The organism is Enterobacter sp. RIT637 (genome assembly GCF_019718755.1).
In the GTDB taxonomy this organism is placed as follows: domain Bacteria; phylum Pseudomonadota; class Gammaproteobacteria; order Enterobacterales; family Enterobacteriaceae; genus Enterobacter.
Genome location: NZ_JAIHAZ010000015.1, coordinates 1 through 11,827 on the forward strand (window position 1 = coordinate 1; position 11,827 = coordinate 11,827).

An 11,827-nucleotide genomic window follows, 5' to 3' on the forward strand; every position below is an offset into this window, starting at 1 on the left:
GCTCTTCGGCGGGGTGTTCGGCAGGAACAGGGCAAAGATGCCGAGCAGGGCGGAACTGGCTGCGGTCATCAGCAGCGGGATATTGGTATCGGAGATGTCGCTGTAGCCCATCATCTGCGGCAGGAACCCGCATGCCAGGCCCGAGGCGATCCAGCCAATGGTGCCCATTACGCGAATGCGCGGAAAATCGGCTTCGACGTCATCCACGTTGGCAAAGGCAATGCTGTTGGTCAGCGCGATGGTCGGCATATAGGTCAGTGAGTAGGCCAGCAGCAGCGGGAAGAAGGTGCTGAACTGGGTTTGCTGCGCGGCGAAATACATCAGAATCGCACCGGCGAACATCAGCACCGCCAGCACTTTCTGGGCGGCGAAGAAGCGGTCTGTCAGCGAGCCGACCAGAATCGGTGAAAGGATGGCGGCAATGGCGGTACAGGCATAAGACCAGCCGATTTCCCCGGCGGTAAAACCGCTTTTGCTCAGCCACAGCCACAATGGCACAAACCACGCGCCCCAGATAAACCATTCAACAAACATCATGAATGACAGTTGGACTTTCGTTTTCATTTTTTAATCCTGCATGTCAGTGAGGGTACGCCTTTAACATACCACTTAATAATACCTTTTAAATACCTTTGGGGTGAATGTTTGATCAGTGTAACAAAATTGTTGTATACGAAACGAGCCAGCAGATTGTGCTTAAAAAAGTTGCAGACGGTGGAAAATCTGTTAAGTCGGTACCAGGCTTAGTCTGCCTGCAAACTTGTGGGTTTGGATCACACGCTCCGACGCGACGTCGGACTTACGGGAGCATCACTATGACTGATATTGCGCAGTTGCTTGGCAAAGACGCCGACAGCCTCTTACAGCATCGTTGTATGACCATTCCAGCTGACCAGCTCTACCTGCCCGGGCACGACTACGTGGACCGCGTGATGGTGGACAACAACCGTCCGCCTGCCGTGTTGCGAAACATGCAGACGCTCTATAACACCGGGCGACTGGGCGGCACTGGATATCTCTCTATTCTGCCGGTAGACCAGGGCGTTGAGCACTCTGCGGGGGCATCCTTCGCTGCCAATCCGCTCTATTTCGATCCGAAGAACATTGTCGAACTGGCGATTGAAGCGGGCTGTAACTGCGTGGCATCGACCTACGGCGTGCTGGCCTCCGTCTCGCGTCGCTATGCCCACCGCATTCCGTTCCTCGTCAAACTGAACCATAACGAAACCCTGAGCTACCCGACGGAATATGACCAGACGCTGTACGCCAGCGTGGAGCAGGCATTCAATATGGGGGCGGTGGCAGTGGGAGCGACCATTTACTTTGGCTCCGAGCAGTCTCGTCGTCAGATTGAAGAGATCTCCGCCGCGTTCGAGCGCGCGCACGAGTTGGGGATGGTCACCGTACTGTGGGCGTATCTGCGAAACAACGCGTTCAAGAAAGACGGCGTGGATTATCACGTGTCTGCCGACCTGACCGGGCAGGCGAACCACCTGGCAGCGACCATCGGCGCGGATATCGTGAAGCAGAAAATGGCCGAGAACAACGGCGGCTATAAGGCGGTGAACTTTGGCTACACCGATGACCGTGTATACAGCAAGCTGACCAGCGATAACCCGATCGACCTGGTGCGCTACCAACTGGCGAACTGCTACATGGGCCGTGCGGGGCTGATTAACTCCGGCGGGGCGGCAGGCGGTGATACCGACCTGTCAGACGCGGTGCGCACTGCGGTGATTAACAAACGCGCGGGCGGCATGGGGCTGATTCTTGGCCGTAAGGCGTTTAAGAAATCGATGGCCGACGGCGTGAAGCTGATCAATGCGGTGCAGGATGTGTATCTGGACAGTAAAGTCACGATTGCTTAAGACATATCCCCCCTCACCCTAACCCTCTCCCCGCAGGGGAGAGGGGATGGTTTGCTCCCTCTCCCTCCGGGAGAGGGCCGGGGTGAGGGGAAAAGGTAATTCGGAATCCTATTTCATTTCATTCAAATACCCATCCCGATCCACCTCACACTTCCCCTTCCTTTTGTGAAAACTGTCACTCTTTCCCGTGCATATGCACAAAAAATGGTCGGCGCTTAGCGGAATTTGTCTAAGGCAGCGGACGAATTTTGCGCTTAAAGTTAGTTTCGAAACGGCTTTTCAAAATTCTATTCGTGCTGAACCTCTGTCGTCTTAAGGACTGATAATGAAAATTGAATCTGTAAACGTCACCGTCTTCCAGTACCCGACGCACCGGGTTTCCGACGCCGCCGGGCACTCGCATCCGGGGCCGGAGAGCATGGCTAAAATGGCGATGCTTTCTATTACGGCAGACGATGGCACCAAAGGGTACTCCTTCGCGCCACCGGAAGTGGTGCGCCCCTTTGTGGTTAACACCTTCTTTCGCAAGGTGCTGGTCGGCCAGGACGCGTTCAACCGTGAGCGTATCTGGCAGGATCTGGCGCACTGGCAGCGCGGTAGCGCGCACCAGCTGACCGAGCGCGCGCTGGGCTTCGTTGAACAGGCGCTGTGGGATCTCATTGGCCGTAAGCTGAACATGCCGGTCTGGAAGCTGCTGGGCGGCTACCGCGACAAGGTCCCGGCCTACGGCAGCACCATGTGCGGCGACGATCTGCCCGGTGGCTTATCCACGCCGGACGAGTACGCCAGCTTTGCCGAGACGCTGGTGGCGCGCGGTTACAAGGCCATCAAGCTGCATACCTGGATGCCGCCGGTCTCCTTTGCGCCCAATCCGAAGATGGACGTCAAAGCCTGCGCCGCCGTGCGTGAAGCGGTTGGCCCGGATATCGATCTCATGATCGACGGCTATCACTGGTACAGCCGCACCGAGGCGCTGTACATCGGCAAGGAGCTGGAAAAACTCAACTTCGCCTGGTTCGAAGAGCCGATGGAAGAGGAGAGCATGGCCTCCTACGCCTGGCTGGCGGAAAACCTGTCGATCCCGATTATCGGCCCGGAAAGCCTGGGTGGGAAACACCACAGCCGCGCGGACTGGATCAAAGCCGGGGCGTGCGACATCCTGCGTGCGGGCGCCAACGGTGTGGGCGGCATCTCTCCGACTCTGAAGGTGGCGAACCTGGCGGAAGCCTTCGGGATGGACTGCGAAGTTCACGGCAACGGCGCGGCGAGCCTGGCGGTGATTGGCGCCATCAAAAACTGCCGCTGGTACGAGCGCGGCTTGCTGCATCCGTTCCTCGACTACGACGAACCGGCGGCGTACCTCAACAGCCTGGTCGATCCGATGGATGAACACGGCATGGTCAGCCTGCCAACCCGCCCGGGACTGGGCGAAGACATTAATTTTGCATATATCGAAGCCAATACCGTCAGCCACGACTGACAAATAAAAACGTACCCTACAGGCGATATATACATGAAACGATCTCCTTTAGCAGGGGCGTGCCTGCTCGCGCTCTCGCTGATGATGGGGAGCGGTACGACGGTCGCGAAAACGCCGCCCGACCAGCTCATCATCGGCATGAATATGAACAACCTCCTGACCCTCGACCCGGCGGCAATGACCGGTAACGAAGTGGTCGGCATTGTGGTCAATCTCTATGATTCGCTGGTGGAACTGGATCCGAACGAGCTCACCAACGTCAGGCCCGCGCTGGCAAAGTCATGGGATATTTCGCCGGACCGTCAAACCCTGACCTTCCACCTGCGCGATGACGTGAAGTTTCACTCCGGCAACTCGCTCACGGCGGAGGACGTGGTCTGGTCGATGCGCCGCCTGCTGCACCTCAACCTTGCGCAGGCGTCGGTGTGGAAATCCTACGGATTTTCAAAGAAAAACATCGATAGCCACATCAGCGCACCCGATGCGTACACGGTGCAGATTGTCCTGCCAAAGGCTAACGACCCGCAGCTGGTGATTTACTCCCTTGGCGCGCTCGGCAACCTCGGCGTGCTCGACAGCAAAACGGTGCAGCAGCACGCGGTCAACAACGACTGGGGCAACCGCTGGCTGACCACCAACGAAGCCGGTTCCGGCCCGTTTATGCTGGAAACCTGGCTGGCGAAGGACGTGCTGCGCATGCAGCGTAACCCGCACTCCTGGCGCGACGCGCCGAAGATGAGCCGCGTGGTGCTGCGCCATTTCCAGGAGTCGCAAACTCTGCGCCTGATGATTGAAAAGGGTGACCTCGACATTGCCAACAATATGGCGGTGGCGGACATCAACGCCCTGCGTAAAGACCCTCAGCTCACCGTGGAAGCCGTGCAAAAAGGCACGGTCTACTACGTGGCGATGAGCATGAAGGAGGCCCACTTCGCTAACCCGAAGGTGCGCGAAGCAGTGCGCTACCTGATTGACTATCAGGGCATCAATAAAGCGCTAATGCCGGGCTACGGTGTGCTGCACCAGCGCCCCATCAAGGCCGGTATGCCATCAACGCTGCCGGACCCGGGCTATAAGCTCGATATCCCTCGCGCCAAAAAACTGCTGGCAGAGGCGGGTTATCCGAACGGATTTGATACCACCCTGAGGGTGCTGGCGGATCAGCCGTTCCTGAACATTGCCATTGCGGTGCAGTCAACGCTGATGCAGGCGGGGATTAACGCCAAAATCATCACCGGCACCGGGAACCAGATCTACGGCGCAATGCGCGAACGCAGGTTCGACATGCTGGTCGGGCGCGGGGGCAGCGGGGTAGAGCCGCATCCGCACTCCAGCCTGCGCGCGCTGGTCTATAACCCGGACAACAGCGACGAAGCCCGGCTGACCAACTTCCAGGGCTGGCGCACCAGCTTTTATGACAAGCCGCTCAACGAGATGATCGACAAGGCCCTGCTGGAGCGCGATCCGAAGAAACAGGTCGCCGACTACCAGCAGATCCAGGTGCGCTACGACGCGCTGATCCCGGCGATGATCCCCCTGTCGCAGATGGTGGATTCGGTGGTGGTGCGTAACGAGGTGAAGAACTTTCAGTCGCACCCGTCGGCCACTACCTTCCTGCGCGACGTTTACAAAACCGGAGGTGAAAAATGAGCGTGGCGATCCTCGCGCCCGGCTCCCGGACCCGGCGCTTCTCAAAGCGGCTCACGCAGGTGCTGGTAACGCTGTTCGGCCTGCTGCTATTGACCTTTTTCATCGGTCGCGTGATGCCCGTCGACCCGGTGCTGGCGATTGTCGGCCCGGACGCCGACCACAGCACCTACCAGCAGGTCTATCACCAGTTGGGGTTCGATAAATCTCTGCTGACGCAGTTCGGCATTTATCTCGGTAACCTTCTGCACGGCGATCTGGGCAACGCGCTGCTGACGGGCAAGCCCGTGACCGCCGATATCCTGCGCGTCTTCCCGGCGACGCTTGAGCTGGCGACAATGGCGATAATCGTCGGCGCGGGCTTAGGCATCCCGCTGGGTGTGCTTGCGGCGGCGCGTCGCAACAGCGTTTCCGACTACGTGGTGCGCATCATCAGCCTGGCGGGCTACTCCACGCCCATTTTCTGGGTTGGAATGATGGGGTTGCTGCTGTTCTACGCCTGGCTCGGCTGGGTGGGGGGCGCAGGGCGTCTGGATCTCGGGCTGGAGGGTTTAGTCCCGCGCCGCACCGGACTTATGACGGTGGATGCGCTGCTGGCCGGGAACGGCGCGGTGTTCTGGAACGCCGTTAACCATCTGGTGTTACCGGCCTCGCTGCTCGGCTTCCACTCGCTGGCCTACATCAGCCGCATGACCCGCAGCTTTATGCTGGCGCAGCTGTCGCAGGAGTTCATCATCACCGCGCGAGTAAAAGGCTTAACCGAGCGTCAGGTGATCTGGAATCACGCGTTTCGCAATATCCTCGTACAGCTGCTGACGGTGGTGGCGCTGGCCTACGGCTCGCTTCTGGAAGGGGCGGTACTGATTGAGACCGTCTTCTCCTGGCCGGGCTTCGGCTCGTACCTCACCGGCAGCCTGCTGCTCGGGGACATGAACGCGGTCATGGGCTGCGTGCTGCTGGTGGGGATTATCTTCGTGATGCTCAACCTGCTTTCCGACATGCTGTATCAACTCTTTGACCCGAGGACGAAATCATGACCGTTTCTCTGGATACGCCGCTGGGGGCAGGGCCGTCAGAAAGCCGCCAGCGTATCAAGCGTACGCTGGGCCGCGCCGCCGGTTTTGTCGGCAAGATGGCGCGCAACCCGCTCACCGTCATCGGCGGCGGGATTATCCTGCTGCTGCTGATTGTGGCGGCCTTCGCGCCGCTGATCGCGCCATACAATCCGCTGGTACAGGATCTTAATAACGCGCTGGTCGCCCCGAACGCGCAGCACTGGTTCGGCACCGACGAGTTTGGCCGCGACATCTTCAGCCGCCTGGTGTACGGCTCGCGCATTACGCTCTATATCGTGCTGCTGGTCTCCGTGACCGTCGGGCCGCTTGGGCTGCTGCTGGGCGTCACCGCAGGCTATTTCGGCGGCAAGGTTGATGCCGTGCTGATGCGGGTGACCGATATCTTTATCTCCTTCCCGAGTCTGGTGCTGGCGCTGGCGTTTGTGGCGGCGCTCGGTCCCGGGCTGGAGCACGTAGTTATCGCGATTACGCTCACCGCCTGGCCGCCAATTGCCCGTCTGGCGCGCGCCGAAACGCTCTCCCTGCGTCAGGCCGATTTTATCTCCGCCGTTCGCCTGCAGGGGGCGTCATCGGTGCGCGTGCTGTGGCGCCACATCGTGCCGCTGTGCCTGCCCTCGGTGATTATTCGTATCACCATGAACATGGCGGGGATCATTCTCACCGCTGCCGGGCTGGGCTTCCTCGGCCTCGGCGCACAGCCGCCTGAGCCGGAGTGGGGCGCAATGATCTCCAGCGGTCGCACCTACATGATGGAGTGCTGGTGGGTAGTGACTATTCCGGGGTTGGCGATCCTGATCAACAGCCTGGCGTTCAACTTCTTAGGAGATGGCCTACGTGACATCCTCGATCCTCGCAGCGAATAACCCGCTACTCGACGTGCGCGACCTCCACGTCGATTTCATCAACGGCGGCGCGGTCACCCACGCGGTGCGCGGCGTCTCTTTCCAGCTTGGACGCGAAAAGCTGGCGATCGTCGGCGAGTCCGGCTCCGGCAAATCCACCGTCGGGCGGGCACTGCTGCGGCTGCATCCGGCGAAAGCGCAAATCAGCGCTTCGCGGATGCAGTTTGGCGACGTCGATTTACAGGCCATCAGCGAGGCGCAGATGCGCGGCATTCGTGGCAAGCGTATCTCGATGATCATGCAAGACCCGAAATACTCGCTCAACCCGGTGGTCTGCGTGGGCGATCAAATTGCCGAAGCCTGGCTGACCCATCATCCTGGGCGCAAGGCGGAAGCCAAAGCCAAAGTGCTGGAAATGCTCGACGTGGTGCGCATTCGCCAGCCCGGGCGGGTATATCACCTCTATCCGCACGAGATTTCCGGCGGGCAGGGGCAGCGCATCATGATCGCCATGATGCTGATTACCGACCCAGAGCTGGTGATTGCCGATGAACCGACCTCGGCGCTGGACGTGTCTGTGCGTTTACAGGTGCTCGGCCTGCTGGACGACCTGGTGCAGTCCCGCGGGCTCGGCCTGATCTTTATCAGCCACGACATTAATCTGGTGCGCAGCTTCTGCGATCGGGTGTTGGTGATGTACGCCGGGCGCGTGGTGGAGTCGATCGCCGCGAAGGATTTGCACAACGCGAAGCATCCGTACACGCAGGGTTTAATCAGCGCGCTGCCGGAAATCAACCATCGCCGTCCGACGCTGCCGGTATTACAGCGTCAGGCCAGCTGGCTCACCGAGTAAGGAGCAGAGATGATCGAGATTAACCACCTCAACCTGGCGTTCGGCGAGGGTGAGAAGCGCAATCAGGTGCTGGACAATGTGAATATCAGCGTGAAAGAGGGCGAGATTTATGGGCTGGTGGGGGAGTCCGGTTCGGGCAAAACCACGGTGCTGAAATGTCTGGCCGGGCTGTTCACCCACTGGGACGGTGAGCTGGCGATTGACGGCAAGCCGCTGGAAAAGCGCATCAGCCGGGAACGGTGCCGTCGGGTACAGATGGTGTTTCAGGACCCGTACGGCTCGCTGCATCCGCGCCATACCATCGGGGATATTCTGGAAGAACCGCTGCAGATCCACGGCATAAAAGACCGCGACAGCCGTATTCATACGCTGCTGGATAAGGTGGGATTAAACCGGGCCTTTCGCGACCGCTATCCGCACCAGCTTTCCGGCGGCCAGCGCCAGCGCGTGGCGATTGCCAGAGCGCTGATTCTGGAGCCGCAGGTGCTGCTGCTGGATGAGCCGACCTCGGCACTGGACGTCTCCGTGCAGGCGGAAATCCTCAACCTGCTGGTGGAGCTTCAGTGTGAGTCAAATTTGACTTACCTGATGGTGACGCACGATCTCGGCGTGATCGCCCATCTGTGCCAGAAGGTGGCGGTGATGCAGTACGGCAAAATCCTCGACAGCCTGACCGTCGACGCGCTGGTGGCCGGGCAGGCCAAAACCGACTATACGCAGATGCTGGTCAATGCCAGCCAGCAGTATTCCCGCGAGATGGCGCGAGAGGTGGCGGTGTATTAGGGTTGTGCGGTTTTCAACCGGGTGGCGGCTACGCCTTACCTGGCCTACAGTACCGAGCGCGTAGGTCGAGTAAGGCGTAGCCGCCACCCGACAAAACATCAGCGCAAAAGCACACAGTCCGGCGGCAAACGGCACTGCAGCGCACCGGGCAACACCTCAATGCGGAACTGCGTTCCGCTCAGCGGCTCTCCGTCGAGGTTAAAGGTCATTCCGTGCGGAGCATTCACTTCAAACCACGCCGATTTCCCGGCGATGATATTTGGACTCTCTTCCGGCTGTGTCAGCGTGGTAAACAGCGCGGGCAGCAGGCCGTCGCCCGTGAAAATACGCAGCTGTAGCTGGCCGTCATTGATCAGCGCCTCCGGGCACAGCTGCTGCCCGCCGCCCGCCTGACGCCCGTTGCCGATGCCAATCACCAGCGCGTCGCCCTGCCAGTGAAAATTCTCGCCGTGGATTTCACAGCTGTCTGGCTTGAGGGTGTCCATACGCATCAGGCCGTGGATCAGGTATGACACACCGCCCAGCGCCGCCTTCAGCTTTTCCGGCGTTTCGCTGGTGATGCGCGTCCCGAATCCGCCCGTCGCCATATTGATAAAACAGGTTTTGTCATTCACCTGCGCAATATCCACGGCAGTGGTTTTACCCAGGATCGCCAGCTGGAGGGCTTTTTCTAACTCCTCCGGGATCCCGGCGCTGGTGGCAAAATCGTTGGCGGTGCCGAGCGGTAAAATCCCCATCGCCGGCCGGTCCGCCGAGGGCAGGTCGATAAGGGCTGATGCAATCTCATTGATGGTGCCGTCGCCGCCGCCGGAAATGATGGTCTTTACACCCAACCCTATCCCTTCATCGATATAACGCGCGGCATCGCCTTTTTCAAACGTGACACGCACGTGGATACGCGCGCCGTCTTCACGTAAGCCCAGAATTGCCTGACGCAACAGATCGTTGCCCGCACTTTTGCCATTGAGAATCAATAAACTGTCTGGATAGGTTGCCATCCGCGCTGCTCCCTTTTTTAACTTTACTAAGAGTGTATAGCAGAGAGGAAAAAAGCGGGTAAGAACAGGATGAAAGGAACAAAATATGCATGAAATAGCGTTACACTCCATTGATGACAGGAATGTAATCACAGGAAAGTGATGATGAATAAAATTTTGGTAAGCGCTTGCCTGATGGGCTTCAGGGTCCGTTATAACGGCAGTGAAAAAGCGCGAATGAACGACCAGCTTGCTCGCTGGCAACAGGAACAACGTCTGGTTATCCACTGCCCTGAACTTGCGGCCGGGATGCCTGTACCTCGTCCCCCGGCAGAGATTATGGCCGCTGATGGCAAAGACGTGATGAACGGGCAAGCCAGAATTATTGAACACACGGGGCAGGATGTGACCGAGCATTATCAGCTTGCCGCCTGGCTCGCGCTACGCACTGCTCAGGCATCGGGATGTAGCGCTGCGCTGTTAACTGATGGCAGCCCAACGTGCGGCAGTCAGTTTATTTATGACGGATCTTTTCGCGGTATACATAAAGCGGGAACGGGGGTTGCTGCATCGTTGCTCGCAGAGTATGGGATAGCCGTGTTCGCAGAGAGCCAAATCGACGAACTTATTGCCTGGATTGAGGAAAGAGAAGGCAAAAAATAAGCCCACGTAAGGGAGATTACGCGGGCTAAGGAGGTGGTTCCTGGTACAGCTAGCATTTATGGGTTATGTTTTTCAGCGCTGGGGATAATACCCGTATTGAACGAAGCGGTATGTGATCCGATTCTAAGAATTATCCCGGCGTGAAAAAATCCCGTTGATTGACTATTTACTGTGCGGGTTACGGGTGTTTTCACCTTCAAAATTACGCATCAGCAGTGCGAACTCCAGCTCGACCTCTTCAGGAACCGGCAGCCAGACGACGTGTCCGTCGCCCGGAGCAACGTCAATCGCTTCACCCTTTTTGTTTTCCAGATGCTCCAGACGGAAGTTCATGTTGCCTTGCGGGGTCATCAGCTCCAGGCTGTCGCCTTTGGTGAATTTGTTTTTCACCGCCACGGCCGCCAGCGCGCCTTTGCGCTCGCCGGTGAAATCGCCGACAAACTGCTGGCGCTCAGAGATGGAGTAGCCGTGCTCGTAGTTCTGATAGTCATCGTGGGTGTGACGGCGCAGGAAGCCTTCGGTGTAGCCGCGGTGCGCCAGGCCTTCCAGCGTCTCCAGCAGGGTCGTATCGAAAGGTTTACCGGCTGCGGCATCGTCGATGGCCTTGCGGTACACCTGAGCGGTACGCGCGCAGTAGTAGTAAGACTTGGTGCGGCCTTCGATTTTCAGAGAGTGCACGCCCATCTGGGTCAGACGCTCAACGTGCGCGATGGCGCGCAGATCTTTGGAGTTCATGATGTAGGTGCCGTGCTCGTCTTCAAAGGCGGTCATGTACTCGCCCGGACGTTTAGCTTCTTCAATCATAAACACGCTGTCGGTTGGCGCGCCGACACCCAGCGTTGGCTCAACGTTGGTCACCGGGATCGGCTCGTGCTTGTGCACGATGTTGCCGACGTCATCCTCTTTGCCTTCCTGGACGTTATATTCCCAGCGGCAGGCGTTGGTGCAGGTGCCCTGGTTCGGGTCGCGCTTGTTGATATAGCCAGACAACAGGCAGCGGCCGGAGTAGGCCATGCACAGCGCGCCGTGAACGAAGATTTCGATTTCCATATCCGGCACCTGAGTGCGGATCTCTTCGATCTCTTCCAGTGAAAGCTCGCGGGAAAGAATAACGCGGGTCAGCCCCATCTGCTTCCAGAACTTCACCGTCGCCCAGTTGACGGCGTTAGCCTGCACGGAGAGGTGAATATCCATCTCCGGGAAGTTCTCCCGAACCAGCATGATTAAACCCGGGTCCGACATGATCAGCGCGTCCGGCCCCATATCCACTACCGGCTTCAGGTCACGGATGAACGTTTTCAGCTTGGCGTTGTGCGGCGCGATGTTCACGACCACGTAGAATTTCTTGCCCAGGGCATGCGCTTCATTGATGCCGAGCTGCAGGTTCTCGTGGTTGAATTCGTTGTTACGCACGCGCAGCGAGTAGCGCGGCTGGCCCGCGTAAACGGCGTCGGCACCATAGGCGAAAGCGTAACGCATATTTTGCAGCGTTCCCGCCGGGGAAAGGAGTTCCGGTTTAAACATGTTTGTTCTCGTTCTGATGACAGGTCAGATCCGCGTGCACCTGGTGCAGCGGTAAGGGGAGATCCCCCACTTTAAGGGCGGGCATTGTAGCGCTGCGGGGCAGGGAGGTAAAGT

11 protein-coding genes are annotated in these 11,827 nt (G+C 58.7%); 8 read left to right on the top strand and 3 right to left on the bottom strand.

What is annotated here, in order from left to right:
* Positions 1 to 564 (bottom strand): MFS transporter (locus K5E19_RS18315; protein ID WP_221552464.1); only part of this gene is annotated, 564 nt, incomplete at its 3' end.
* A gap of 251 nt (positions 565 to 815) precedes the next feature.
* Here K5E19_RS18315 and fbaB point away from each other — a divergent pair.
* The 7 genes from fbaB (at position 816) to K5E19_RS18350 (ending at position 8,549) form a co-directional block, all read left to right on the top strand.
* The gene (gene fbaB / locus K5E19_RS18320) at positions 816 to 1,868 is read left to right on the top strand and encodes a class I fructose-bisphosphate aldolase (RefSeq protein ID WP_221552465.1); all 1,053 of its coding nucleotides are present in this window, start codon (positions 816 to 818) and stop codon (positions 1,866 to 1,868) included.
* A gap of 325 nt (positions 1,869 to 2,193) precedes the next feature.
* Positions 2,194 to 3,348, top strand: a complete 1,155-nt coding sequence (locus K5E19_RS18325; RefSeq protein WP_221552466.1) for a mandelate racemase family protein — start codon at positions 2,194 to 2,196, stop codon at positions 3,346 to 3,348.
* A 33-nt stretch (positions 3,349 to 3,381) separates the two neighbouring features.
* Positions 3,382 to 4,998, top strand: coding sequence for an ABC transporter substrate-binding protein (locus K5E19_RS18330; protein WP_221552467.1), 1,617 nt, complete (start codon positions 3,382 to 3,384; stop codon positions 4,996 to 4,998).
* On the top strand, positions 4,995 to 6,032 hold the full coding sequence (locus tag K5E19_RS18335) for an ABC transporter permease (RefSeq protein WP_221552468.1): 1,038 nt from the start codon (positions 4,995 to 4,997) through the stop codon (positions 6,030 to 6,032). The genes K5E19_RS18330 and K5E19_RS18335 overlap by 4 nt, the downstream gene beginning before the upstream one ends.
* A complete protein-coding gene (locus K5E19_RS18340) occupies positions 6,029 to 6,934 on the top strand; it encodes an ABC transporter permease (protein WP_221552469.1) in 906 nt (301 codons plus the stop codon). The genes K5E19_RS18335 and K5E19_RS18340 overlap by 4 nt, the downstream gene beginning before the upstream one ends.
* The gene (locus K5E19_RS18345; protein ID WP_221552470.1) at positions 6,906 to 7,766 is read left to right on the top strand and encodes an ABC transporter ATP-binding protein; all 861 of its coding nucleotides are present in this window, start codon (positions 6,906 to 6,908) and stop codon (positions 7,764 to 7,766) included. The genes K5E19_RS18340 and K5E19_RS18345 overlap by 29 nt, the downstream gene beginning before the upstream one ends.
* Positions 7,767 to 7,775: 9 nt before the next feature.
* Positions 7,776 to 8,549 (top strand): ABC transporter ATP-binding protein, encoded by a 774-nt coding sequence (locus tag K5E19_RS18350; RefSeq protein WP_221552471.1) that lies wholly within the window; start codon positions 7,776 to 7,778, stop codon positions 8,547 to 8,549.
* A gap of 98 nt (positions 8,550 to 8,647) precedes the next feature.
* Here K5E19_RS18350 and yegS read toward each other — a convergent pair whose 3' ends face one another.
* The gene (gene yegS, locus K5E19_RS18355) at positions 8,648 to 9,547 is read right to left on the bottom strand and encodes a lipid kinase YegS (RefSeq protein ID WP_221552472.1); all 900 of its coding nucleotides are present in this window, start codon (positions 9,545 to 9,547) and stop codon (positions 8,648 to 8,650) included.
* Between the two features lie 141 nt (positions 9,548 to 9,688).
* Here yegS and K5E19_RS18360 point away from each other — a divergent pair, with 141 nt between their 5' ends.
* The gene (locus K5E19_RS18360; protein WP_221552473.1) at positions 9,689 to 10,189 is read left to right on the top strand and encodes a DUF523 domain-containing protein; all 501 of its coding nucleotides are present in this window, start codon (positions 9,689 to 9,691) and stop codon (positions 10,187 to 10,189) included.
* Between the two features lie 162 nt (positions 10,190 to 10,351).
* Here K5E19_RS18360 and yegQ read toward each other — a convergent pair whose 3' ends face one another.
* On the bottom strand, positions 10,352 to 11,713 hold the full coding sequence (yegQ, locus tag K5E19_RS18365) for a tRNA 5-hydroxyuridine modification protein YegQ (RefSeq protein ID WP_221552474.1): 1,362 nt from the start codon (positions 11,711 to 11,713) through the stop codon (positions 10,352 to 10,354).
* Positions 11,714 to 11,827: the final 114 nt, after the last annotated feature.